This window comes from Bifidobacterium sp. wkB338, assembly GCF_003688325.1.
Classification (GTDB): domain Bacteria; phylum Actinomycetota; class Actinomycetes; order Actinomycetales; family Bifidobacteriaceae; genus Bombiscardovia; species Bombiscardovia polysaccharolytica.
Genome location: NZ_NPOR01000005.1, coordinates 1 through 24,641 on the forward strand (window position 1 = coordinate 1; position 24,641 = coordinate 24,641).

Consider the following 24,641-nt stretch of genomic DNA (forward strand, 5'->3'; position numbering starts at 1 on the left):
ACGAAAAGACCCCGGGACCTTTACTATACCTTGGTATTGGCGTTAGGTGCGGACTGTGTAGCATAGGCGGGAGGCTTCGAAGCGGGTGCGCCAGCATCCGTGGAGCCGGAATGTGAAATACCGCTCTGTCCTCATCTGGCCTCTAACCTCGGCCGGTCATCCCGGCCAGGGACAGTGCCTGGCGGGTAGTTTAACTGGGGCGGTTGCCTCCCAAAGAGTAACGGAGGCGCCCAAGGGTTCCCTCAGCCCGGTTGGCAATCGGGTGTTGAGTGCAATCGCACAAGGGAGCTTGACTGCGAGACCGACGGGTCGAGCAGGGACGAAAGTCGGAGATAGTGATCCGGTGCCGGCGTACGGACGCGGCATCGCTCAACGGATAAAAGGTACCCCGGGGATAACAGGCTGATCATCCCCAAGAGTCCATATCGACGGGATGGTTTGGCACCTCGATGTCGGCTCGTCGCATCCTGGGGCTGGAGCAGGTCCCAAGGGTTCGGCCGTTCGCCGATTAAAGCGGCACGCGAGCTGGGTTCAGAACGTCGTGAGACAGTTTGGTCTCTATCCTCTGCGCTCGTTGGAATCTTGAGGAGCCCTGCCCATAGTACGAGAGGACCTGGGTGGACGAACCTCTGGTATGCCGGTTGTCGCGCCAGCGGCACGGCCGGTTGGCTACGTTCGGATGGGATAACCGCTGAAAGCATCTAAGCGGGAAGCCCCCTCCAAGATAAGGATTCCATGAAGCCTTGCGGCTTCTGAAGACCCCATGCAGAACACATGGTCGATAGACCGGACGTGGACACCCCGCAAGGGGCGGAGCCGACCGGCACTAATGGTCGAGGACAACACAACACCCACCCCTTACAGGGGTGGCGGCATCAACACCTGCTGCGAAGCCTGCCTGCGGCAATATGCACGAACATTCGCAGGCGATCGAACACACGAGACACGCGTCCACCATCCGGTCCCCAAGCCGCCAGGACACCCCGACCCCGCACGGGTCGGCAGAATTGAAGATTCGCGGCGGTCATGGCCTGGGGGAGACGCCCGGTCCCATTCCGAACCCGGAAGCTAAGACCCAGCACGGCAATGGTACTGCACCCGGAAGAGTGTGGGAGAGTAGCACACCGCCGCCACAACACGCAAATATGGGAGGCATCCTCAGGAGACAGTTCCTGAGGGTGCCTCCCTTTTTTATACCCGTCTCAGACCTATATTTGAAAGTTCCAGCCTCAGTGCATAAAGACACATGCCAAGCAAGGGAACACGGTTAATCGGGACAAGTAAGGTTGCCTTTCACTTGGGCAGTCTGCGATTTGATTTTCGGGAGTCCTGATGCCGCAGCTGTCGCTCGCTTTGCCACCTTGACTTTGCCACCTGTTGTTTATTGTCTAGGACACCTAAAATGAAAACAGCCGAATCAGGCGCGTAAACACATAGGCGAAGAAAGCGGATGAGCATGGGCAAAAGAATCATTCTTGTAGGAGCTACCGGCAGAGTGGGTGCATTGACACTGGAGGATCTGGTCAAAGCCGGCCATAATGTAGTGGCCTGCGCACGAGGAGCCTCGAAGATTCCGGCTAGCCAGCAGGTGGAGCCTACGACCTTGGATCTGCATGACCCGCTCTCCCGGATAACCGACTCATTCCGAACGATGCATGCGGACGCCGTAGTTTTCACTGCTGGTTCGCGAGGCAAGGACATCAACCAGATTGATGCCCTGGGAGCGATGAAGACCATAGAGGCCGCCAAAGCGGTCGGCATCACCAGGTACGTCATGTTGGGGGCCATGTATGCAGCCGACTGGCTGCGCTGGGAGCAGCCCCAGGTCAAGCCTGCCATTGATGCCCTCGCCGATTACTACGTGACCAAGAACATGGCCGACCAGTACCTGATCGGCTCCGGACTGGACTACACCATCATCGAGCCGGGCAGCCTGACCGAGCAGAAGGGCACCGGAGCCATTCAGGTAGAGCCAGACGGGCCCGGACCCATACCGATCTCCGATGTGGCACAATGCCTGGCCGACTGCGTCGACCTGCCGCAGACCGTAGGCGGGATCTACAACATCGTCGGAGGCAGCACTCCCATCAGACAAGCCCTCACCGCAAAGCGGTGACAGAAACCCACCCAGTCCCTCAACAGAGGCTTTTGACGCCAACCATAGCGTGTCTGCATAGCAACAGGGATGGTACCTTGGGTGCAATGCTTGTTGCTTGTTGATTGCGCGCTGGTACACCGGGCTCCTGTGATTTTTATAGAGGCGGGGGTGGCTTAGAGACAGGGCGGATATTAAGGAGGTCGTCGATGAACATTACCAATTTTCGGGATCTGGGAGGTATACGGACCATTCATGGCCGTCTGGTCCGTCCCCATAAGTTCATCCGCTCCGGGCAATTAGTGGGTCTAGATGAAGACACTAAGAGGGAACTGGTCGACCGCTACCAGGTGACCCAGGTCGTGGACTTCCGCCGGCCTTTCGAGATACAGGAAAGTCCAGACGACCGGATCGACGGTGTGACCTTTACCAACATTGATCTGCTGGAGCAAAGCGGCACCAACAGCGCCAGCCTGGACGATTTCGCCTCGATAGGTTCGGCGGATCAGGTCAACGGGCACATGCTGAATGTTTACCATGACCTGGTCATGAGTCCTGCGGCCCAGCAGGGGTATGGGAGGTTTCTGCGCATCGTCGTGGACAACACCCAGGGGGCCACTCTTTTCCACTGCTTTGCGGGCAAGGACCGGACCGGATTCGCCGCGGCACTGGTGCTCTGGCTGCTGGAGGTGGACGACGACCAGATATTTGCGGACTATCTGAAGACCAACCAAGAGAGGGTCGAGGCCAACAATCAACTGCTGGACCAATTCCGTGCCAAAGGCTTCGACCAGGATTCACTGGACGCCCTGCAGATTGCGCTCTGCGTCAAGAAAGAGTACCTGGCTCATGCCCAAGAAGCCATGGTCGAGGCCTACGGGGATGTCTTCGCCTATGCGCGTCAGGCTTTGGGGTTCGGGCCGGACCAGGTGGAGGCCCTGCGCAGCAACCTGCTGGAGTAACCGCACAAGGCTACAAGTAGCTGGTACGGGTAGACTCGAGCCTAGACGTCAATTACGAGGAGGACATTGTGCGATACATGAATTTAGGCCGGTCAGGATTCCGGGCCTCCCGTGTGGCCCTGGGGGTCATGCGGATCGATCAGAAGAGCCGCGAGGAGGCGCGGACCATTGTGGAGACGGCCATGAATGCGGGCGTGGACTTCTTTGATACAGCAGACTGCTACCATGCCGGGGCCAGCAGCCGCGCCCTGGGGCAGGCTCTGAAGGATCTGAGCGTAGACCGTGACAGCGTGGGCATCCAGACCAAGTTCGGCATTTTCCGCAACCCGGACAGCGACCAGATCACTCGCTATGACTTCTCTAAGGATCATCTGCTGAAGGCCCTGGATGAAGAGCTGGTCAATCTGCAGACCGACCATGTCGACTTCGTGCTGCTGCATCGCCCCGACACCCTGGTCGACTTGGACGATTTGGCTGAAGCCTTCAATGAACTGCAGTCCAGCGGGAAGGTTCGGCACTTCGGCGTCAGCAACGTCAACCCCATGCAGGTGGAGCTGCTGCAGAGCGCGGTAAGCCAGCGGTTGGAGGTCAACCAGCTGCAGTTCGGCCTGGGGCACACCGGCATGGTCGACCAGGAGATTCATGTCAATATGGGTGACGATCCCAGCCTGGATCACGATGGCGGTCTTCTGGCCTATTCTCGGCTGAAGTCCATGACCATTCAGGCCTGGAGCCCCTTCCAGACCGGATACTTCGACGGGGTCTTCCTGGACAATCCCCACTACCCCGAACTCAATGCCGAGCTGGACAAACTGGCCAAGCAGCATGGAGTGACCAAGAGTGCAATCGCAGTGGCTTGGATTCTGCGGCACCCTGCCGGCATACAGGTGCTCCTGGGATCCATGAATCCTGAACGCATCACCCAGATGGCAGCTGGTGCAGATGTGGATCTGACCGCCCAGGAATGGTACGACCTCTATCTGAGCGCCGGTCACGACCTGCCCTGATCCCTGCCTGCTGTAGGGTCGCTCACGTTCGTTCGGTTTCTGCCCTTGCCGCTTCAGGTTATGAAGGATTGTGCTCTGCCAGTCTGATCTTGCATCAATTTTCATGCATCATCGGTTTGCGTCATTTGGCAGGGCCTGCTTTATCGGGCATTGGGCGTCATGAGTGCAAAAGTGCGCAGAAGGATAGTCAGATTGGTTGCGAGGTAGTCGTACGCTGTCATGCATTATTTCACCCCACGACGTTGCGCTGCTACGTCCAAGATCATGTATCACGATTGGGCCAAGGCCCAGCAGGCCGCCGACCGCAGCATGGTCGAACGCAACGTTCTTCTGTGGGTTTACCGTTGTGATTACTGCGGAAGCTGGCATCTGACCAGCCATGAGCCGGGCTCCTACCAGCGTATGAGGACTGCCTCGCGAGCTTTGAAACCACACAGCCGCAAACGTGGGTACAAGCCTCGTCGCAGGTGAGGCAGTCATTGTCTCTCTGCAACCCCAGCGTTCTTGGTGATTGCCAAGCTGATTCTGATTGATTCTGACGGCCCCGAGCAGCAAGATTGGATTCCACTGATCTCGCTGTTTGGGGCCGATTGGACTTCGTCTATTCACCCGAGGCTGGTGGACTAGGCAGGTGAACTTATCGGGTGGCCATTACGATTGACTGGCTAGCAGCAATTTCGTTGCTCTAGCAGGCTGGGTCGAATCCCTGTCGGCGGATCGAATCCAGCATGGGTTCATGGCCGGAGGCAGGGTTACGAACCTTGTCAGCCATCATGGCGCTGAATGAGCGGTGGGGATCGTCCATGTGCCGAATGTCCCGATAATAGCGGGTGACCGTCTGGTCGAAGTCAGCCAGGGCATCCTTCATATCTGCATCGTCGTCGGCCCTCTGATAGGTGTTGGTGAAGATTTGCGCCTGACGAGGCATCCTGGGCTTGGGATCTGGATCCTGGGCCGGGTGGCCGATGGCAAGCCCCAAGACCGGATAGACCAGTTTGGGCAGCTTGAGCAGATCAATCAATCTGTTGGTGTCATTGATGACGCTGCCCAGAATGACTCCGCCCAGGCCCAAGGCGTTGGCTGCGGTCTCCATGGCGTGCAGGGCCAAGACCGCATCGTTCTGCGACTGCAGGAAAACATACCCGGTGTTGAGCAGGGTGGTATCGGGATCCACATCATCGGCGAATCGTCGAACCAGATCTGCATTGCGACGCTGGTCGGCTAGGAAGATGTAGAGCAGCGGAGCTTCGGCGACATAGTGCTGATGGGCCATATCGGCGATGGCAAGCGCCTCATCATGATCAGTGACCCTGATGGCCGACCATTCATGGAAATACCGGCTGGTCGCTGCATGCTGGGCCGCCTGCTCCAGCAGGGCGACGGTCTGGTCGTCAACCGGCTCGTCGGTGAATCCGCGGATGGAGCGTCGCTCAAGCAAGGTCCGTATGGTGGGATTGTCGGCCGAATTCGTGGCCGAGGTTTTCTGTGAATTTGCTAAGGTCATTTTGACATTCTGGCCGTCAATGCCTGCCAATGCAAGACCTTGTCGTCAAAATCACGCAATCAGCGTTATCAGGCTCAGCTTGGTTGCCGGTCAGCATCCTATGCTTTCAGCGCTGGTGGCGGCGATCAATCAGAGCCTGGGAACCACGCTCGAACAGGCCGGAGACCAGGGCGGTGACGGCTGCCGACAGAATGCCGAAGAGAAGCCCGGGAGGCCTGGACCATTGTGAAGAAAGTCATGAGTGTATGAGTGGGTTCTCTTCCACATCAACGGATTGTCGAGCAGACTGCGATTATAATGTCAGCAAAACGACACTGAAGCAGCTGGATTGGTCTTGGCTCAACATATCAATGTTGCAGGCGTTTGGATGGTTGAGGAGGATTTTGGACTCAGCTTAAAAGAGGTATCCGTATCCTGGAGCGGTTGCGGCGTCTCCCTGCCTGCTTTGTTTTCGTTCTTTCTTATTACCGCTGGAGGTCAGAAGAGACCGTTGCTGTTGCGGGATTGTACGCCTTTCACGTTGTGCTCGATGATGTTTCCGTGCTCAGCCAGCTGGCCGCCCTGCAGCCGGTAGATATCGCAAACCTCGCTGGTATGGCCGTTCTTCAGCGTGCACTTGAAGAAGACATGGACCATGTCGTCCTCGCTGTTTAGCCTGCTGATCACGATTTGCGGGCCAAGGGACAGGAAGCCCTTGATGGACTCCAGGAAACCAGCCTTCCCGTCGGCGCAGGTTGAGTTGTGCTGAATGTAGTAGTCCCACATGAGTCGATATTGCTGGTATCTCCCTGAGTGAAGACCTGGCCGTAGAACTTCTGCACCAGGGATTTGTTGGCTGCCGTTTCAGTCTCGCTCATCAGGAATCTTCGTTTTCTGCTTATACATAGGCTTTCGAGTTTTCCATGATGGGTGTCTTCGCTCAGGCTCGTAGGCGCGTATAAAACCAAGATGAGCAGGTGGATGGCGGCTGACGGGAAAGCTCTCAGGCCTTGAAGTGGCGCTCGTCGTTCATTGTGGCGAAGTTCAGACCAATCAGAATGCCACCGCCTATGTAGTTGCCCAGCATGGCCACCAGGACTACCAGGATTGCCTTCCAGGCGTTGACCCGCCCGAAGACGCCCAGGATGAGGAAGAGGGCCGAATCCGCTATCGAGTGCTCGAACCCACAGAAGGCGAAGACGAAGACGGCCACGACCATGATGATGCACTTGGTGAAGTCGTTGGAAAGCTTGCCGTTGTAGACCATGAGCATGGCGATGTTGATGCAGAAATTGCACAGGATGCCGCGCACGAAGAGGTCAGCGAAGCCCATGGGACCGCCGGAGACGTAGCCGATCTTGGTCGTCGCGGCCGCCAGCATCTGGTCCAGGGTGGGACCGCTGACGATGGATGAGAATCGCAGGATGACGGCCACGATCAGGGCTCCGACCAGGTTGCCCAGAAGGCAGAGGACGAGGATCCTCAGGGAGGCCAGCCAGCCCAGGCGCTTGTGATAGGCGCCTATGGTGACCACCATCATGTTGGACGTCAGCAGTTCCGAGTTGGTGTAGTAGATCAGGACCAGGGCCCAGCCGAAGGTGGTCGCCGCCAGGACCCGGCCTGCCATGATCAGGCCGTGGTCGGCGGGGTTCTGGCCGGCCTGGCCCATGATGACGAAGAAGGCCGTGAAGAAAATGCCCACAAAAAGGCCCGCCATGGTGGCCCGCTGCATGTACTTGCCGGTCAGGGCGCCGCTCATGGTCTTCTTGCTCTCGACCACGTCCAGGACGGTGCTGATGAAGGCCCGCCCGGGGAAGAGGGGCTGTCTGTTCTGTTGATCTGTCATCTGATTGGGTTGCTCATTCACGGGGTTCATTATGGCATTCCCGAGTAAAGAGGGACCGCCCTTAGGGCCCTACTGTGCGGGAATTCACTTCTTTGCCGGTGTCACCCAATGCCACTGTCTCACTCGGTGCGCAGGGCGGTGGCGGGATCCTGCTTGGCTGCCTTCCGTGAGGGGATCAGGCCGCCGATCAGAGTCAGGACCACGCTCAGAATGACCAAGGCTATCCCGCTTGAAGCAGGCAGGGCCGCATTCACCTCGGTAGTGCCCATGAAGTGATGCATGATGCTGTTGGCCGGAATGATCAGCAGCAGGGTGATGCCTACCCCCAGCAGGCCTGCCAGAAGCCCGATGAGGCCGGTCTCGGCGTTGAAGACGTTGGAGACATTCCGCTTGGAGGCGCCCATAGCGCGCAGGATGCCAATTTCCTTGGTCCGCTCAAGAACCGATATGTAGGTGATGATGCCGATCATGATGGAGGAGACCACCAGCGAGACACCGACGAAGGCTATCAGCACGTAGGTGATGACGTTGATGATGGTGGTGACTGAATTCATCATCAGGCCCACGTAGTCGGTATAGACGATCCTGTTCTTCTCCGCAGCCTTGTCGTTGTAGTGCTTGATGGAGTCGCCCACGGAATTCTTGTTCTCGAAACTGTCCGTGTAGATGCTGATGCGGGAGGGGGCGTCCCGGGAGATCAGGCCGAAGTCGCTCAGGTTGTCGGCGTAGGTGCCTGTGGAGACGTACTGGTTGTAGATGGCGACCAGGGCGTCCTGCGGGGCGGTGGCGATGTACTGGTCGAAGGCCTGGGCCGTCTGTTGCTCAGCTGAGGCCCCCGTGGGGATGCCTGCAGAACTTTGGGCTCTGGCAGCGGCCCCAGCCCGGCTCTGGGCCTCCTGGCCGGCCATGGCTGCCGAGCCTTTCATGATCTCCTGGGCCATGCTGGCCTTCTGGCTAACGCCCAAGGATGCGATGTAGGCCTTGGCATCGTTGGCCTTGGCCGCATCGTCGGAGGGAGCGAAGGCCATCCCGTTGAGGACGCTGTGGCCTTGGTCAGCCTCCTGGTCGGTGACGATGGGGCTGGTCTTGGCCTGGTCAATCAGGTAATCGGTCAGCTGGCGGGTGTACCCGACGCCCACCTTGAGTGGCGTGGCCTTGGCCCCCTGGTTGGGGCGAACGATGCCGACGATGTGCAACTGCAGACCCTGGTCGGCGGCCTTGGTCATCTGGTCGGTGCTGTCGCCGATGTAGTGGTAGTGGCCGTCGGTCCCCTTGGCATACTGGTCAGCAGCGGGCACCAGGGAGAGCTTCTGGTCCATGGCCTTGGCGTATTCGATGGGCTTGGTGTCTACCTTGACCTCCTGGCCGCTGTTGAGCTTGTTCATCATGTCGGTGTACTGGCTGGAGGGGAGGATGCCCAGCTTGTAGAGGCTGGTGACGGGCATCTGGTTGTTCTTGTCCAGCACCAGGACCACCTGGTCCTTGGCCTTGGGCCAGGTGCCGTTCACCACCTGGTAGTTGTCGGTCACCACCTTGCTGATGGTGGTCTTGGCATCGGCCCCCGGCATGATCTCGCCGAAGATCTCCGGGGCCTTGTTCTTCTCGGTCTTGCCGGTCAGATAGGACATCTGCATGGACTGGATATCGCCCATGTCGCTGTCGGTGTTGGCCGTGGCCATCTGGCTGGCGGTGGAGCTGGCATCGTCCTGCCCGCTCATGGTCACCTTGTCCGCAGAGACCAGCTTGCCGTCCGGATCGTGCCCGAAGATCGAGAACTTGGTGGCGTAGGAGTACTGGATGCCGACGGACCCCACGTACTGGTGGATTTCGCTCTTGGGGTTGTCCAAGTATTTTTTGAAGTCTGTCAGATTGTTCTGGGTGATGCTGCTAGTAAGGCTGGAGGCCCCCTTGATGCTGGAGTCGTCCGGCTGGATGGCCTTGAGATTCTTGTGGGCCTTGGCCTCCTTCTGGGATTCCTGGGCGGAGTCCACTATCTTGTTCAGGTCGAAGGACTGCTCCTGAATGGTGATGGGGTAGGAGGTCATGGTCTCCCGCTGCACCCTGTCGATGTAGCGGTTGACTCCGGTGGATACGGACAGGATCAAGGCGATGCCGATAATGCCGATGGATCCGGCGAAGGCTGTGAGTGCAGTCCTGGCTTTCTTGGTCCGAAGATTGTTGAAACTCAACGACAAGGATGTCAGCAACCCCATGGAGGCCTTGCCGAAGGTGCGGTGGCGGGCGCGGCGGATGGGTACCTGGTCGTCGGGCAGGGGGTCGGAGTCGCTGATCACGGAGCCGTCGTGCAGCTCCACGATCCTGGTGGCGTACTGGTGGGCCAGCTCCGGGTTGTGGGTGACCATGACCACCAGCCGGTCCTGGGCCACCTCCTTGAGTAGGTCCATGATCTGGATGGAGGTCTCGGAGTCCAAGGCTCCGGTGGGCTCGTCAGCCAGGAGGATGCGGGGGTTGTTGACCAGGGCCCTGGCGATGGCCACCCGCTGCATCTGCCCGCCCGAGAGCTGGTTGGGTCGCTTGTTCACGTGCTGGCCCAGCCCCACCTGCTCCAGGGCCTTCCTGGCCCGCTCCCGCCGCTCCTGCCGGTGTACGCCGGAGATGGTCAGGGCCAGCTCAACGTTGGACAGGATGCTCTGGTGGGGGATCAGGTTGTAGCTCTGGAAGACGAAGCCCACGGTGTGGTTGCGGTAGGAGTCCCAGTCCCGGTCCTTGTACTTTTTGGTGGAGGTGCCGTTGATGATCAGGTCGCCCTGGTCATAGCGGTCCAGCCCGCCGATGATGTTGAGCAGGGTGGTCTTGCCGGAGCCGGAGGGGCCCAGGATGGCCACGAACTCGTTGTCGCGCAGGTTGACGCTGACATCATTCAAGGCCTGCTGGACGAAGTCCCCTGTTTTGTATTGTTTGGAGATGTGTTCGATCTGCAGCACCGTCGTCCTCCGCTTTCTGGATTCTCAATGGCTCGATGGCATGGACTTATGGACTCTTGGAGTGCCAGCTTACGCCATGAGCATGGGTAAATGCCGATATGGCCTAGTCCACCGACTTGAGAGCCTCGAGCATGTCCACGTGCTTGAGCTTGTTGTTGACCATCCAACCCAGTCCGGCCGTGATGACAGTGATCATGACCAGGGGCACGACGAAGGCCACCCAGCTGATGGAGGGGTCAAAGAGGACGTTGTCCGGAGGGACGGTGGTGATGATGTAGTGGTGCAGCCAGGCCCCGAACCCGTACCCGGCCAGGACGCCGATGGCCGACAGGAGGATGGTCTCCCGGTAGATGTACATGGTCACCTCGCGGTCGTAGAAGCCCAGCACCTTGATGGTGCTCAGCTCGCGGATCCGCTCCTCCACGTTCAGGTTGGTCAGATTGTAGAGGATGACCAGGGCCAGCAGGGTGGCCACGATGATCAGCACCTGCATGATCATGTTCAGGGACGTGACCACGGTGTCAATCTGGCTCATCAGAGTCGTGTTTTGCACCACTCCCTGGATCCCGTCGATCCGCATGAAGGAGGCGGCCTGTCTTCTGGTGTTCTCCGCGCTGGAGTCCATGAAGGTGACCAGGTGGGCGTTGGGCGAGAAGTCCTGGTGGAAGACGGTCCTGTAGGCCGATGGGCTCATGAAGACGAAGTGCCCCAGGTACATCTCGCAGATGCCGTCCACCCGCATGGTTCTGTTCCTGCCACCTGAATCCTGCAGGGTGATTCTGTCGCCGGTCTTGGTCCCTGTCAGCTGAGCGATTCGCTCGGAGAGGATCACACCGTCGCCCTTGAGGTTCAGGGGCTTGTGCCCAGACCGGGTGTTTATGCGGATGAAGTCGTCCAGGTGCTCGGCGTTGGCCGGCGCGATCATGGTGATGGACTGCTTGTCGGCGTTGTGGCCGGCTGTCTTGCTCATCTCCTCGTAACGCACGTTCAGGGAACGGCTCACATCGGGCTTTTCCAGCCGTTTTTTGATGGATTGACGCTGGTCGGTGGTTGCCTGGCTGTTCTCGGCAGCAATCAGGTCGTAGCGAATGACTTGGCCGAATTGGTGCTCGTTGATGGCCGAGATGGACCCCTGCACACCGAATCCTGCCATCAGGAGAGCCACTGACCCGCAGACACCGAAGATGGTCATCAGCATCCGTTGCTTGTAACGGAAGATGTTCCGGGCGGTGACCTTGTGGGTGAAGTTGAGCCGGTTCCAGATCAGGGGTATGCGCTCCAGGAAGATTTTCGATCCGGCGCTGGGGGGCTTGGGCAGGAGGAGGGCCGACGGCTTCTCGCGCAGCTCCCGCCAGGCGCTCAGGAAGGCCGGAACCACGGCGCTCAGGAAGGCCAGCAGGCAGGCCAGGAGAGTTATGGGCAGGTGGAAGCCGTAGTGGATGGGCGGCATGTCGAAGGCATGGGCATAGGCCTGGTAGACAATCCAGGGCAGGAGGGTGTGGCCGGTGATAATGCCCAGGAGGGCGCCTAGTGCCGAGGCCGCCCCGCCATAGACCAGGAACTTGGCCATGACATCCCGGTCCCTGTAGCCCAGGGCCTTGAGCGTTCCGGCGTTGATCCGCTCCTCGTCCACGAAACGCGTCATGGTGGTGAAGGTGACCAGGGCAGCAACCAAATACATGAAGTAGGGGAAGACCTTGGCCAGCGAGTCCACGATGAAGGAGACGGATGCGTAGACCTTGTAGCCCTCTGAGCCGGGCGCTTCACGGCGTGAGTCCAGGGCGTAGACCGGCTTTTCCAGACGGCTCAGCTGGTCGGCCGCCTGGTTCAGCTTCTTCTGGGAGTCGTCGATCTTCTTCTGGGCGTCCGGGCTCTCCTTGTTGAACTTATCCAGCTTAGTCTGGTATTCCGCAGTTTTCTGGTCCAGAGTGGCCTGGGCCTGGTCGATCTGCCCCTGGGTTGAGGCACGGCTGCTGGCTAGCTGTTGCCGGGCCTGGGCTATCTTGGTCTCGCCTTGACCCAGCTGAGCTGAGGCTTGGTCAAGCTGTGCCTTGCCCTGGGCCAGTTGGCGCTCGCCCTCCGCAACTTTGGTCCTTGCCTGGGCCAGCTCCCGGCGCTTTGCGTCCAGGGTCTGCTGGTTGGCCGCAATCTGGGACATGCCGGGGGTGTACTGGTTGGTCATGAAGGCATCGCGGCCCGCCTTGGCCTTGGCTGCCAGAGCGTCGATTTGCGGTGACTGTTGGTTGAGCTCGGTCAGCTGGGCCTGGAGTCCGGTCTTCCTGCGGTTGAGCTCGTCCTGCTGCTGGGGGGTCAGTCCGGGCTTGGCCAACTGGGCGTCGATGGTCTGAATGAGGCCGGTGACCTGTGCAATGCCCTGTCTGCATTGCTTCTGTGCTTCCTGGGCCTGGGCTACGGCTTGGTCTGCCTGGGTCTTTCCGCCTACCAGCTGCTGGCGGGAACTATCAAGCTTGGCCTGCCCTTGGTCGATGGCCTGCTGCCCTTGGTCGGCCTGCTGCCTGCCTTGGGCCACCTGGCTGGCGGAGGACTGGTACTGCTTCTGCTTCCGAGCCAGCTCGGCCGAGCTCAGGTCTATCTCCTGCTGCCCTTGGTCGATGGCCGCCTGGGCCTGTATCGTCTTGGCGGCCAGTTGGTTCTTTGCGGATTGGATGCTCTGGCCACCCCGGTCCAGATCCTTCCTGGCCTGGTCCAGCTGCTGCCGGTTTCCCTCAAGTTTGTCTCTGGACTGGTTCACCTGGTCCTGCCCCTGGTCCAGCTTCTTCTTTAGGGGGGCCTTGATGGCGTTCAGCCTGGCGGCGGGGCGTCCTGACAGGATCCGGTTCAGGTCGTCCTTGTGGGTTTGCAGGGCCTGGATGTACTGGTCGGAATAGTGGTCCCTGATTCGGTCCAGATCCTTGAAGGTCAGGCGGGCGATCATGTACTCGTCCGAGTCGAAGGCCTTTGGCGTGGTCACTGCGTAGGAGTCCAGGGATCCGGATCCGGCTGTGGAGGGGCCCATGTTGACCTTGCTCAGGATCTCGGTCGACCTGACCGTGCCCACCACGTGCAGCCTGTGGTGTCTCAAGACCTTCCTGCCCAGCTGGTCGGCCTTCTCATCCACCTGGATGCTGCTGCCGATGGGGTGGCTCTCACCCAGGGCCGTGTCGACCGCTATCTGGTCGGGTCTGGTCGGCATGGATCCATCGACCAGCTCATAGGTGGAGATCCTGTCGGGGGCGGAGTAGATGCGCAGGCTCTTGTCGGTGCCCTTGAGCACCACATCCTTCAGATACCCGTATTCGATTCCCGAGTTGCCGGGGGCGGTGTCGATGGCATCCCGGTCCTCCTGGTCGAGCCCGTAGCTGCTGATGACCATCAGGTCGGCCAGATGGTGGTCGGACAGGTAGGCGTTGCCAGCCTGCCGCATGTCCGGTCCGGTCACGCTCAGCCCGACCAGGGCGAAGGAGCCCAGCGCCACCAGGCAGACGATGGAGATGAACCGTCCCAGGGACTTGCGCAGGGAGACCCGGATGTCGTGCCAGAGCACCTTCCTGACGGGCTGCATCCTCACCACTCCACGTTTTCGATGTCTTCGGGGCTGTCATTGGTCTGCACGGCCTGAACCCGGGCGTCGTGCATACGGATGACCCTGTCGGCGATGGGGGCGATGGCCGCGTTGTGGGTGACGATGACCACGGTAGCGCCATTCTTGCGGCACTGGTCTTGGAGGATGCGAAGCACCTGCTTGCCGGTCCGGTAGTCCAGGGCCCCGGTGGGTTCGTCGCAGAGCAGGATCTTGGGGTTCTTGGCCACGGCCCGGGCGATGGCCACACGCTGCTGCTCGCCGCCGGAAAGCTGGGCAGGGAAGTTGTCAATCCGGTCGCCCAGGCCCACGTCGACCAGGGTCTGGACCGGATCGGCGGCATCGTCCACAATCTCCGAGGCCAGTTCTACGTTCTCCCTGGCGGTCAGGTTGGCCACCAGGTTGTAGAACTGGAAGACGAATCCCACGTCGTAGCGGCGGTAGGTGGTCAGCTGCCGGGCGTCGTAGCCGGCGATATCCTTCCCGTCCACGATCACCTGGCCCTCGTTACAGGTGTCCATGCCGCCCAGAATGTTCAGCACGGTCGATTTGCCCGCTCCCGAGGCGCCGAGGATGACCACCAGCTCGCCCTTCTCGATGGAGAAGGTGACGTCGTTGTTGGCCACGATGGTCGTCTCGCCGGTCACATACCGTTTCGTCTCTCCGATGACGTCGATATAGCCCATCATGCCCTCTCGTAACCCTGGCTGTGCGGCGGGGCCGTCCGACGCGAGGGACGCCCCCTGATGCTCTTTTCCCCACTACTGTATACGTTCGCGGGGTCCGGAACACAGGAGAACCGCCTGCAAGTCGGCGACATATTCACGGACCCTGCAAGGGCTCGGAGGCTCAGAGGGCTTGCAGGAGGTTACCCAGTTTGCGGCTGTCCCTGACCGGCCTGCCCTGGCGGAAGGTGATGAACCGCTGGCAGGTCTGGGTCAGGAACTCCTGGTCGTGCGAGATGACGATCACCATGACCCCCAGGGAGCGCATGTAGCGGATCATTGCGGTCACCTGGTTCATGTGGAGCAGATCCAGGCCGCTGGTGGGCTCGTCCAGAACCACCAGGCGCTTGCCCGACAGTATGGCGGCCGCGATGGCCACCCGTTGCTTTTCCCCGCCGGAGAGGGTGTTGGGGTGCCGGCCCAGGAGCCGCTCCAGGTCCAGCTTTCGTGCCACCTCCTCGAAGAGGTCGGTCCGACTGGCTCCAAGGAGCATCTCGCCCTCCACGGTCTCGCTGAAGAGCTGGTAGTTGACATCCTGAAAGACCATGTAGGAGTCCTCGACGCGCTCCCTGGCGGTCTGCTTGGTCCCATTCAGGCTGATTTCCGACCTGTCGCCAGGTTTGAGCAGTCCGGTCAGGACCGAGGCGAAGGTGCTCTTGCCGGCACCGTTGCGGCCGATGATGCCGGTGATGTCATTGCTGGACAGAGTCAGGTCGTCCACATCCAGGGCAGGAGGCTGGTCGTGATGGTAGGCATAGGTCAGGTTCCTGACCCGCAGCAGGTCGGGGGTCTTCTCGCTGATGACCCTGGCTGGGGCGCTCGCGTCCTGGCCCGCATCCAGGGTCAAGGCTCGTAGCCCCATGGCCTGGCGACTCGGGGCATCCAGCCCCCTCATGGCGGCCGGGGTCAGGTGCTCTGCCAGCCTGCCGTCCTTCATGACCAGGAAGTCGTCGGCCAGGCCGTCCAGGTAGTAGAGGCGGTGCTCGATCAGGACCATGGTCAGGCCCCGGTCCTTCAAGCGGCCCAGGATCTGCGCCAGGCCGGCCACTGCTTCGACGTCCAGGTTGCCGGAGGGCTCGTCCATGACCAGGATCTGCGGGTCCATCATGCAGGAGGATGCGATGGCGATCATCTGCTTCTCACCCCCGGAAAGGGAAAAGATGTCCCGGTCCATGAGCGGGGTGATGCCGAAGAGGTTGGCCACCTGGTCTATGCGCTCCCGGATGGCCTCCGGCTGGACACCGGTGTTCTCCAGGGGGAAGGCCAGCTCGCTGCGGACGTCGGTGGTGAAGAACTGTGTCTTGGGGTTCTGGAAGACCGATCCCACCTGCTCCGAAAGCCGGTAGATGGGTCGGGCCGTGGTGGGCTCGCCCCCGATCAGGCACTCTCCCTCCAGCTTGCCCTCGTAGAGTTCGGGGATCAGGCCGTTGATGACCCTGGACAGAGTGGTCTTGCCGCAACCGCTCGGCCCGGTGACCACGGTCAGCCGTCCTTGGCCCATCCGGCAGGAAACCGCCTTGAGGGATGGCTGGCTGGCGCCCTCGTAGGTGAAGCTAAGCCTGGAACATTGCAACATAGGCTCCACATCCCATAAGAACCAGGCCCAGGGCGCACATGAGCGCATCCAGTCCGGTGAAGGCAATCCGTTGGATGGAGGTCTTGGGTCCGGGGTCGCCGATCCCCCTGGTCAGGGCGGCCGAGGTCAGGTCGGAGGCCACATTGGTGGCGTTGTTGAGCAGGGGAACGTAGATGTACTCCATGGTTCGCATCGGATGCCGGACCATGTCGCCGGTGGTGACCGCGATCCCCCTGAACTTCATGGCCCGTCTGATCTGGGCATAGTCGTGCCTGACGGTCGGGAAGAAGCGGAAGAGCACGCTGACGGGGATGACCAGCCACTGGGGGGCGTGGATCTTGCGCAGCAGGTAGACCAGCTCCGAGACCTTGGTGGTGCCCATCATGAAGGCCGCCACCAGCACTAGGGGGAGGATCCTGCCCACGCCGACGAAGAGAAAGAGCAGGTAATGCCCCGGCAGATTCTCGGGGAAGACCATGGCCAGGGAGGCGCCCAAGGCGAAGACCAGACAGACCAGAAGCCAGGCCTGGCCCTTCCTGACCCTGCCCACGATGACCTGGAAGCTGCAGAAGTAGATGTTGATGGCCAGGACCAGCGGAGTGGGGAGGGTGACGAAAATCAGGGCGTTGGCGAAGATGACCAGCAGGAATCTGGTGTAGATGGAGATGGGCCTCATTGCTTGGCGGGTATCCGGTTGAAATGCCTGTCGACGATCCGGGCGCCTATCCATGCCCCGAGCAAGGCGCCGATCAGGGTGGCCAGAATGCAGATCAGGAAGGTGGCTCCGGTGATGGGCGCGAAGACCCCGTCGATGTACTCCTGGCTCTTGCCGCGGCGGACCAGGCTGGCCACGTAGGCGTCCTTCATGAACCAAAGAGGCAGGACGGGGCCGGTGCAGCCGAAAGTGAGGATGACGTAGCTCAGGTAGCGGGCCAGGTTGGGGCGGCTCTCCCTGAGCGAGGACTGAACCAGGTCAGCCAGCAGGCCGCAGAAGGCGTAGGGGATGAAGGAGAGGGCGAAGTGGCCGAAGACCAGCAGGAAGAGGCCCATGATGACGCCGACGATGGTGATGGCCCCGAACCTGGGCACGCGGCGGATCATCAGCATGTAGACCGGGCCGGAGACCAGCCCCACCACAGCGGGAATGAAGAGGGAGGACAGGCCGGGCATGACCAGGCCAGCTAGGAAGACGGTGATGAAGTTGCCCACCGCCATGCTGACGAAGTAGAGGGCCGTGAAAATGCCGACGTTGACCAGGTCTTTTGTCTTCAGTGCTTTCATAAAGGATCGCTCCCATCCGGGTGGCGGTCGCTCGGCCCTAGGCCATATCCGCCGATTTCAGGTTGTGCCGTCAAGTTTAGGAGGGCCGGGAGGGAAAGTAAATGATATTTTTTTATGCCTCTTGCCAGCTCTTGCCAGGGCTTCACAATAAGGGTATTGCCTGGCGCGCGTGGATTTTGTTAGTGTCCACTGAGAGGGGCGTATCAGAAAGGCGGCACGGAGGAAAGGCATGATCAGCAAGCGACTACTTCATCTACCGGGAGCCAGGATGGGTGCCAGCCTCCTGCTGGCCCTCCTGCAGACGATCGGCGCGCTGGCGGAGGTGCTCCTCCTGCCGGTAGCCATCGCGGCCGTGGGCCGTTCCCTCGGCCTGGCTGTTCCTCATGCCCTTGCCTGGGTGCCTAATCGGCCCTGGCCCTTGGCGGCCTTGATAGGCGGGCTGATCCTGGTTCGGTTCCTGACCCAGGCGATCGCCAGATCCGTCAGCGCCCGGCTGGCTGATGGGATGGGCAAGGCGCTCTCCCAGGCCCTGTACCTATCCGTGTTCGACCCCAATCGGCAGGAGGAAGACCTGGGCGTTCCGGCGCAGACCCTGGCCAGGCTTTCGACCGAGGGGGTCAAGTCGGTCGTCTCCTACTTCACGGCCTACATTCCGGCCCTGGTCCAGACCGCCCTGATGCTGATCGTGACCCTGGCCGTCCTCCTGCCTGTCAGCCCCCTGGCTGCGGGGATTGTCGTGATCGGCATGGTGGCCCTGCCCCTGGCCTCCAAGCCCACCATGGGCGAGAACATCAAGATTCAGCTGGGTCAGCTGCGCAAGTACGACAAGGTCGGTGTCCACTTCGAGCATGCCCTGAGGGGGCTCAACACCTTGAAGATCTTCGGGGCAGACCAGCGACAGGCCGACGATCTGGCCGAGGAGTCCGAAGGGTTCCGCCGGATAACCATGGGGGTTCTGGGCGGCCAGCTGCGCTCGCTGATCAAGGCCGACGTGGTTATCTACACCAGTCTTATTTTGGCGGTTGCAGCGACGGTCCTGATCGGGCAGGGTGGGCCCTCTCGAGTGCTGTCCTGCCTGGTTGTCGCCCTGGCTGGGGTTCGGCTCTTTGCACCTGAGCGGCAGCTGGTCTATATGATGCATTCCGGCATGGTCGCCATCAAGCAGGGCAAGGCCATCGACGATATTCTCCAGGCGCGGCAGGGGAGCGACGGGGAGTTGGCGGCTCCGGGGACGACTCCTGAGTCACGCAAGAAAGTGGCGCCGGAAGAGGTTCCGGCAACGATTCCGGAGGCATCCGGGGAAGCGGTTCCGGAAGCGAGTCTTGAAGCATCAGAGGGAGCAGTTCGGGAATCTGACTCGGAACCTGCATCGGAATCTGATTTGAAACCAGCTTCGGACGTTGTCCGAATTTCTGCATCGGGATCTGCTTTGAAACCTGTTTTGGATGCTGTCCGAATGCCTGCGCGGGGATCTGCCTCGAAGTCAGCTTTTGGTGCTGTCCAAATTCTTGCACCAGGTTCTGCCGATATTCCTGCATCGAGTTCTGCCGATGCGATGAGACAGAATACCGGTTCGGTGCGATCAAGCTCAGATCAGGCAGATCAGGTGGATATGTCTGGCGACGATTCGCCGGGCATCAACGCTCGCAATCTGACTTTCACCTATCCTGATGGCTTCCAGGCCCTGACCAATCTGAACTTCGACCTACCTGCCAAGGGGCATGTGGGGCTGGTCGGTGCCTCGGGCTCCGGCAAGAGCACCTTGGCGGGCCTGCTGTCCGGACGCTTACAGGGATATGCCGGAGAGCTGACCATCGGCGGGCGCCAGATCAGCAATCTGTCGCGCCAGGACCTGGTCGGCCTGCAGACCGTGGTTCGGGGAACCGACCATCTCTTTACCGGGACCATCAGATCGAATCTCGATCCGGCCGGACTGGGCTACTCGGATTGGGAGCTGCTGGACGCGCTGGATCAGGGCGGTCTGACCGGTCTGGTCCAAAGCAAGGGCGGGCTGGACGCTCAAATCGATCCTGAGGGAGGCAACCTCTCCGGAGGGCAGCGGCAGCGTCTGTCCATTGCCCGCGGGCTCTTGCGCCGATCTTCGTTTTATATCTTCGACGAGGCCACCAGCGCCGTGGATCGCGAGCATGATGCCACCCTGGCTGCCCTAATGGATGCGCTGGGCAAGGAGTCCCTGGTCCTGACCATCACCCACCGCCTGGCTGGGGTCCGCAATGCTGATTCCATCCTCTTCCTGCAGGAGGGTCGTCTGGTGGAGTGCGGCGGTTTCCGTGAACTGATGGATGCTGGGGGCGGATTTGCCGCTCAGTGGAAGGAGCAGGCCCAGTATGAGGACGGGGAGTGACGACATGCAGCAGACGACGAGCAATCTGGCGATGATGCGCCGCATGGCTCGGCTGATGAAGCCTCTGGCTGGTACAGAGGGCAAGGCCATCCTCTGCGGCAGCCTGGGCCACCTCTTTGCTGTTTGGAGCATGATGGCAGCCGCAGCGGCCCTGATCGGTCTGGTCACAGACTGGCCGCCGCTGAGTGGCCAGTGGGTCGTCTGGGCCCTGGTGGCGGTTCTGACTGCTCTCAGCCGGGGGGTCATGGCCTATGGGGAGCAGTACTACAACCACGAGATGGCCTTCAGCATGCTTCGTGACATCCGAACGACGGTCTTCGACAAGATGCGGTCCCTGGCCCCGGCCGGCCTGCGGGACCAGGCGCGCGGAGACATGGTGACGGTGATCACCAATGACATCGAGTTGCTGGAGATTTTCTACGCTCACACCCTTTCACCCATCGCCATCGCTCTAGTGACCTCCTTGGCCAACCTGGCCCTACTCACCTGGCTCTCGCCCTGGATGGGCCTGGCCGCCCTGGTCTCCTACCTGATCGTCGGCCTTCTCATCCCCATCCTGAGCGCAAGGCCTACCTTCAAGGTAGCCATGAAGGAGCGGACAGCCCAGGCCAATTTGCACTCTCTGCTTCTGGAGACCCTGCAGGGCCGCACCGAACTGGCGGGGCTTGGGGCTCTGGGGAATACCCGTCGCCGGGTGGGAGCCGCTACGGACCAGATGCTGGATGCCCGCGGGCGCACCTCTAGGCGGACCATTGCCAACGATATGGTCACCAACGTGGTCACTCTGATCTGCGCTGGAGTCTTTACACTGATGGCCTGCCATCTAGGTTCGGCGGGCTTGGTGGATCCTGCCCGGGGGATGATCGGACTGGCCGGCTTTCTCTCTTCCTTTGCTCCCTTGATACCTGTGGCCCGGTTAGGTGCTGGCCTGCAGCCTACTCTGGCTGCTGCCCGGCGGGTTTTCTCACTTTTGGATAAGGAGCCGCCTGTACGTGAGGTGGAATCCGATCATGGGAACCACTTGACGGAGTTCACTGGGGAGGATGCTAAGGCTGTCTCCTTCTCCTACGCTGGCAAGACTGACACGGGTACAGACGATTCGCGTGGCTCTGGTAGCCGGACTTCGGTTTTGGATGGTCTGGATCTTTCCATCAAACCTGGCGAGTTGATCGGCATCCAGGGGGCCAATGGAGTCGGCAAGTCCACCTTGATCGACTTGCTGATGCGGTTCCAGGAGCGTAGCGGCGGGGATTTGACCGTTTCTGGCCTACCTATAGAAACTATTCGCAACGCCGACCTGCGCGCCCAGCAGACTCTGGTGAGCCAGGACACTTATATATTCAGCCTCACTCTGGCGGACAACATCGCCTTGGCCCGGCCAGATGCCGGCAGGGCGGATATTGAGCAGGCGGCACATGATGCCTGCCTGGATGATTTGATCGACCAGCTGCCCGATGGCTTGGATTATCTGCTTGCTGACAACGGCTCCGACCTGTCCGAGGGGCAGCGGCAGCGGGTAGCATTGGCTCGCGCCTTTTTGAGCTCGGCGCCATTCATGCTTCTAGACGAGCCCACCAGCAACATGGATGCTCTCTTGGAGGGCCGTGTTCTGACCAGGCTGATTGAGCGGAAGGGCGACCGTACTTGCCTGATTGTTTCTCACCGTCCTTCGGTTCTTGCCCGGGTTGACCGTTTGCTGACGCTGCAGGATGGCAAGCTTATCTCTGTGTAATTTTCTATCATTATGCTTGGTGAGAGTATTGTGATATTAATCCAGATTCCTGGTCGCAGATGTATGACTGTCGATGTGAGTCTGGATTGTAGCAACAAGTTTAGAAGCAATCACTTAATTTTATGCTTCTCCTCCATCCCTCTAATTGAACTCATTGTTTGGTTGAACTCAAGGAATTGGGCTAATGAAGGTGTCGAATATGATGAGGATCTATCAGCCCCCCCCCCCCATGGCATCATTGAGAGCCGCACTGTGGTCACAATTGAGCAGTCGATATTTGCTAAAAAGGATAATGTAAACGGATTCTCAGATGACCCACAAAAACCTGCCGAGAAGCTGAAGGAGAAGCAGTTGAATTCGGCGGTTTCCTCTTTAACAAAAGGGAAGATGTCCTTCCAATACTCATCGAACGGGAACCAGTCCCTTCACATGATTTTCTACCTGTCATCTTCCGAGAACTACATCGTTACAAGCAGCTTGTCAGTGTGCATGAACCTGTCGGAATACGGCTGGATGCAGCGCTCATCCTCGTACTGCGCCAGGCGCATGTTTTAGCCTCGATGGCCTCGCCCAGCGCAAACTTCTGCTGTCGGGCGTTCCCTCACTGTGCTGCTGGGCACATCTGCCTCTCGATGACCTTGACGAGGTGTGAGCGACTTCTGGACGTCCTTGCATTAGAATTCAAGCCTCTCGAGTTGAGTCGTGTCACGGTTTTCCTTCTCGTAGTACTTGGCCGTGTCCAACTTAAGGACGGCTTGCTCTCCTCGCCGCCGACAATGTTGTGCAGTGCGAGCAGCACCATATTCTCGAGGTCGTTCTTGCGCGCCTTGTGTAGATGGCGCTGCTTCTTGCGCTGCCTGGCGGAGTCGTAGTATTACTTTTACCTCGTGGCGCTCGTACGCAAAACACCTTGCAGAGTGTGCACGCACTCGCAGCGGTGTCCTCGCTGCTTGTGTACCTGCCGAGGCGCTTGTTTTGCACCAGCTCGAATGTGTCCTCATCGACCAGCACGGGCATGCCGTCCTCGACCGTGACGTCGCCGTGGCGGTACTCGCCAATGTAGGCACGGTTCTTGAGTATCCTGTTCAGCGTCTTCACGCCGAACTTCGCGCCTCTCGTCATGCGCAGCCCCTCGGCGTTCAGCTTGTCGGCTATCGACTGCATCGACCGCTCCGCAGCGTACTCGTCGAACATGCGACACACGAAGGGCGCGATGTCCGCGTCCACGACGTACTTCTTCGTCGACCTGTCCACTCCGTACCCGAACAGTTTGTGGCCGTTGTACAGCGCGTGCTCGGTGTTGTAGTCCATGCCCCTTTGAATGTTCTACGACAGCTGCCGGCTGTAGTACTCGGCCATGGAGTCCATCAGGCCCTCGATGAGCACCGCCTCGGGCCCGTCCGTCGGGATGTTCTCTGCCAGCAGGTGGATCTCGCACCCCGCCTCGCGTATGGTCTTCTTGGCCATTGCCAGCACGTACTTGTCGCGCCCCAGACGGTCGGTCTTCCACATGATGAGCATGTGCGGCCTGACCTTGGCGACCTCCGACAGCATCAGCCGGAACCCCGGGCGCGCGTCCGTCGTACCGGATATGGCCGCGTCCTCGTACTCCTTTACGATGGTCAACCCATAGGCGTCCGCCCACTGGTGGGCGAGCTCACGCTGCTGCTCGATGCTCGCCTCGTTTTGCGAGTGCGACGAGAACCGGTAATACGCGATTGGGAGGTTGTTGTCGTTCAGCTCGGTTTTCTTCCTGCAGCCAAATTACTAACCCCCTTTATTTGTTACCGGACTAAAGAAAACGCCCGCCATCGCGACGACGACGGGCGTGGTCGGATCTAAACAAACATCTGCTGCAGCAGGCCCTTCTTCAACTCCTGCCATTTCGCCAGCTCAGCCTTCGCCTTGACGATGACGTTGTCGACGGTCGAGAGCATGTCGGCAATCTTGCGCTGCTCGATAATGGACGATGGCATGCGATAAGTCAGCTCTTTAAATCTTGTTGCAGGAATACCTTTAATGGAAGTCCCTTGGGTTCGAACGGCTTCTCGTTGCATTCGTGCAGACAGCATGTATGCAATAAACTTTGTATCGCCCGTGACATCTTCCAAGCTAATAAAATCCTGACTAGTACACGTTTCGCGATCCAAAAGCGCAACTTTTCCAACGCCAACACGAAGAACTACAGCGATTGAACCGGGCTTTACTTTTTTCGTAGCCGAATTTGCAACAGCTCCCTCTGTGATAAATCGCGTTCTACGAACTGTTGTGATGTTGTCGACATCCAAATCGGAAGATGAAATCCAAGAAATATCACCGTTGTAATTGCCGGTATTGCTAGTTGATGGCGTACCGCCACCAATCATTCGACTGCACAATTCGACAGATGTTCTCTCTTCCCAATCGGGAAACTCAGACCCGTCGTCAGCTTTGAACCTGACCTCTTGGCTGAACAGCTTCTGCATCACGCCCTTCTTGCGCTGTTCCCATGCGTCCACCTCGGCCTGCTGTACCACGATGACGTTGTCGACGGTCGAGAGCATGTCGGCAATCTTGCGCTGCTCGATAATGGACGATGGCATGCGATAAGTCAGCTCTTTAAATCTTGTTGCAGGAATACCTTTAATGGAAGTCCCTTGGGTTCGAACGGCTTCTCGTTGCATTCGTGCAGACAGCATGTATGCAATAAACTTTGTATCGCCCGTGACATCTTCCAAGCTAATAAAATCCTGACTAGTACACGTTTCGCGATCCAAAAGCGCAACTTTTCCAACGCCAACACGAAGAACTACAGCGATTGAACCGGGCTTTACTTTTTTCGTAGCCGAATTTGCAACAGCTCCCTCTGTGATAAATCGCGTTCTACGAACTGTTGTGATGTTGTCGACATCCAAATCGGAAGATGAAATCCAAGAAATATCACCGTTGTAATTGCCGGTATTGCTAGTTGATGGCGTACCGCCACCAATCATTCGACTGCACAATTCGACAGATGTTCTCTCTTCCCAATCGGGAAACTCAGACCCGTCGTCAGCTTTGAACCT

At 59.5% G+C, this 24,641-nt stretch carries 18 protein-coding genes and 2 rRNA genes; 8 read left to right on the forward strand and 12 right to left on the reverse strand.

What is annotated here, in order from left to right; genetic code table 11:
• From CI603_RS01100 to CI603_RS09075, 6 genes are all read left to right on the forward strand, one after another.
• Positions 1–849, forward strand: a 23S ribosomal RNA gene (locus CI603_RS01100); the annotation flags it as partial.
• Between the two features lie 167 nt (positions 850–1,016).
• Positions 1,017–1,133 (forward strand): 5S ribosomal RNA (gene rrf / locus CI603_RS01105).
• Positions 1,134–1,450: 317 nt separating this feature from the next.
• A complete protein-coding gene (locus CI603_RS01110) occupies positions 1,451–2,116 on the forward strand; it encodes an SDR family oxidoreductase (RefSeq protein ID WP_121912706.1) in 666 nt (221 codons plus the stop codon).
• Between the two features lie 188 nt (positions 2,117–2,304).
• Positions 2,305–3,057, forward strand: coding sequence for a tyrosine-protein phosphatase (locus CI603_RS01115; protein ID WP_121912707.1), 753 nt, complete (start codon positions 2,305–2,307; stop codon positions 3,055–3,057).
• Positions 3,058–3,125: 68 nt separating this feature from the next.
• Positions 3,126–4,064: an aldo/keto reductase family oxidoreductase gene (locus CI603_RS01120; RefSeq protein ID WP_110424647.1), complete on the forward strand. Its 939-nt coding sequence runs from the start codon at positions 3,126–3,128 to the stop codon at positions 4,062–4,064.
• Between the two features lie 219 nt (positions 4,065–4,283).
• Positions 4,284–4,535 carry a hypothetical protein gene (locus CI603_RS09075; RefSeq protein ID WP_121912708.1) on the forward strand — a complete coding sequence of 84 codons (252 nt, stop codon included), beginning with the start codon at positions 4,284–4,286 and terminating at the stop codon, positions 4,533–4,535.
• A 214-nt stretch (positions 4,536–4,749) separates the two neighbouring features.
• Here the strand turns inward: CI603_RS09075 and CI603_RS01130 are convergent, their stop codons facing one another.
• The 9 genes from CI603_RS01130 to CI603_RS01170 form a co-directional block, all read right to left on the reverse strand.
• Complete coding sequence (locus CI603_RS01130) at positions 4,750–5,568, reverse strand: nitroreductase family protein (RefSeq protein WP_121912718.1); 819 nt, start codon at positions 5,566–5,568, stop codon at positions 4,750–4,752.
• Positions 5,569–6,045: 477 nt separating this feature from the next.
• On the reverse strand, positions 6,046–6,333 hold the full coding sequence (locus CI603_RS01135; RefSeq protein ID WP_121912709.1) for a hypothetical protein: 288 nt from the start codon (positions 6,331–6,333) through the stop codon (positions 6,046–6,048).
• Positions 6,334–6,550: 217 nt separating this feature from the next.
• The gene (locus CI603_RS01140) at positions 6,551–7,393 is read right to left on the reverse strand and encodes a formate/nitrite transporter family protein (protein ID WP_259465440.1); all 843 of its coding nucleotides are present in this window, start codon (positions 7,391–7,393) and stop codon (positions 6,551–6,553) included.
• A 119-nt stretch (positions 7,394–7,512) separates the two neighbouring features.
• Complete coding sequence (locus CI603_RS01145; protein WP_121912711.1) at positions 7,513–10,338, reverse strand: ABC transporter ATP-binding protein/permease; 2,826 nt, start codon at positions 10,336–10,338, stop codon at positions 7,513–7,515.
• Positions 10,339–10,441: 103 nt separating this feature from the next.
• On the reverse strand, positions 10,442–13,900 hold the full coding sequence (locus tag CI603_RS01150) for an FtsX-like permease family protein (RefSeq protein WP_121912712.1): 3,459 nt from the start codon (positions 13,898–13,900) through the stop codon (positions 10,442–10,444).
• A 2-nt stretch (positions 13,901–13,902) separates the two neighbouring features.
• The gene (locus CI603_RS01155) at positions 13,903–14,604 is read right to left on the reverse strand and encodes an ABC transporter ATP-binding protein (RefSeq protein ID WP_121912719.1); all 702 of its coding nucleotides are present in this window, start codon (positions 14,602–14,604) and stop codon (positions 13,903–13,905) included.
• A gap of 163 nt (positions 14,605–14,767) precedes the next feature.
• Positions 14,768–16,219 (reverse strand): ABC transporter ATP-binding protein, encoded by a 1,452-nt coding sequence (locus CI603_RS01160; protein ID WP_183122185.1) that lies wholly within the window; start codon positions 16,217–16,219, stop codon positions 14,768–14,770.
• Positions 16,197–16,895 (reverse strand): energy-coupling factor transporter transmembrane component T, encoded by a 699-nt coding sequence (locus CI603_RS01165; RefSeq protein WP_045923762.1) that lies wholly within the window; start codon positions 16,893–16,895, stop codon positions 16,197–16,199. Before CI603_RS01165 ends, CI603_RS01160 begins: the two co-directional genes overlap by 23 nt.
• Positions 16,892–17,500: an MptD family putative ECF transporter S component gene (locus tag CI603_RS01170; RefSeq protein ID WP_121912715.1), complete on the reverse strand. Its 609-nt coding sequence runs from the start codon at positions 17,498–17,500 to the stop codon at positions 16,892–16,894. The genes CI603_RS01165 and CI603_RS01170 overlap by 4 nt, the downstream gene beginning before the upstream one ends.
• Positions 17,501–17,729: 229 nt before the next feature.
• On the opposite strand from CI603_RS01170, the gene CI603_RS01175 reads away from it, so the two are divergent.
• Both CI603_RS01175 and CI603_RS01180 read left to right on the forward strand, forming a co-directional pair.
• Complete coding sequence (locus CI603_RS01175) at positions 17,730–19,865, forward strand: ATP-binding cassette domain-containing protein (protein WP_121912716.1); 2,136 nt, start codon at positions 17,730–17,732, stop codon at positions 19,863–19,865.
• Complete coding sequence (locus CI603_RS01180; RefSeq protein WP_183122186.1) at positions 19,849–21,597, forward strand: amino acid ABC transporter ATP-binding/permease protein; 1,749 nt, start codon at positions 19,849–19,851, stop codon at positions 21,595–21,597. Before CI603_RS01175 ends, CI603_RS01180 begins: the two co-directional genes overlap by 17 nt.
• A gap of 744 nt (positions 21,598–22,341) precedes the next feature.
• Here the strand turns inward: CI603_RS01180 and CI603_RS09080 are convergent.
• The 3 genes from CI603_RS09080 to CI603_RS01190 all read right to left on the reverse strand — a co-directional run.
• Positions 22,342–22,908 carry a recombinase family protein gene (locus tag CI603_RS09080; RefSeq protein ID WP_220702242.1) on the reverse strand — a complete coding sequence of 189 codons (567 nt, stop codon included), beginning with the start codon at positions 22,906–22,908 and terminating at the stop codon, positions 22,342–22,344.
• Positions 22,909–22,923: 15 nt separating this feature from the next.
• Entirely contained in the window at positions 22,924–23,337 is a 414-nt protein-coding gene (locus CI603_RS09085; RefSeq protein WP_220702243.1) for a recombinase family protein, read from the reverse strand.
• 98 nt (positions 23,338–23,435) lie between these two features.
• Positions 23,436–24,641: restriction endonuclease subunit S (locus tag CI603_RS01190; protein WP_147438258.1), on the reverse strand; the 1,206-nt coding region annotated here is incomplete at its 5' end.

What these genes read in the sequence shown, in the direction of transcription:
- CI603_RS01175 (WP_121912716.1), top strand. Translation starts at nt 17,730, where the DNA reads ATGATCAGCAAGCGACTACTTCATCTACCGGGAGCCAGGATGGGTGCC.
- CI603_RS01170 (WP_121912715.1), bottom strand. Translation starts at nt 17,500, where the DNA reads ATGAAAGCACTGAAGACAAAAGACCTGGTCAACGTCGGCATTTTCACG.
- CI603_RS01160 (WP_183122185.1), bottom strand. Translation starts at nt 16,219, where the DNA reads ATGTTGCAATGTTCCAGGCTTAGCTTCACCTACGAGGGCGCCAGCCAG.
- CI603_RS01130 (WP_121912718.1), bottom strand. Translation starts at nt 5,568, where the DNA reads ATGACCTTAGCAAATTCACAGAAAACCTCGGCCACGAATTCGGCCGAC.
- CI603_RS01165 (WP_045923762.1), bottom strand. Translation starts at nt 16,895, where the DNA reads ATGAGGCCCATCTCCATCTACACCAGATTCCTGCTGGTCATCTTCGCC.
- CI603_RS01140 (WP_259465440.1), bottom strand. Translation starts at nt 7,393, where the DNA reads ATGACAGATCAACAGAACAGACAGCCCCTCTTCCCCGGGCGGGCCTTC.
- CI603_RS09080 (WP_220702242.1), bottom strand. Translation starts at nt 22,908, where the DNA reads ATGGACTACAACACCGAGCACGCGCTGTACAACGGCCACAAACTGTTC.
- CI603_RS01115 (WP_121912707.1), top strand. Translation starts at nt 2,305, where the DNA reads ATGAACATTACCAATTTTCGGGATCTGGGAGGTATACGGACCATTCAT.
- CI603_RS01135 (WP_121912709.1), bottom strand. Translation starts at nt 6,333, where the DNA reads ATGTGGGACTACTACATTCAGCACAACTCAACCTGCGCCGACGGGAAG.
- CI603_RS01150 (WP_121912712.1), bottom strand. Translation starts at nt 13,900, where the DNA reads ATGCAGCCCGTCAGGAAGGTGCTCTGGCACGACATCCGGGTCTCCCTG.
- CI603_RS01110 (WP_121912706.1), top strand. Translation starts at nt 1,451, where the DNA reads ATGAGCATGGGCAAAAGAATCATTCTTGTAGGAGCTACCGGCAGAGTG.
- CI603_RS09075 (WP_121912708.1), top strand. Translation starts at nt 4,284, where the DNA reads ATGCATTATTTCACCCCACGACGTTGCGCTGCTACGTCCAAGATCATG.
- CI603_RS01180 (WP_183122186.1), top strand. Translation starts at nt 19,849, where the DNA reads ATGAGGACGGGGAGTGACGACATGCAGCAGACGACGAGCAATCTGGCG.
- CI603_RS01155 (WP_121912719.1), bottom strand. Translation starts at nt 14,604, where the DNA reads ATGGGCTATATCGACGTCATCGGAGAGACGAAACGGTATGTGACCGGC.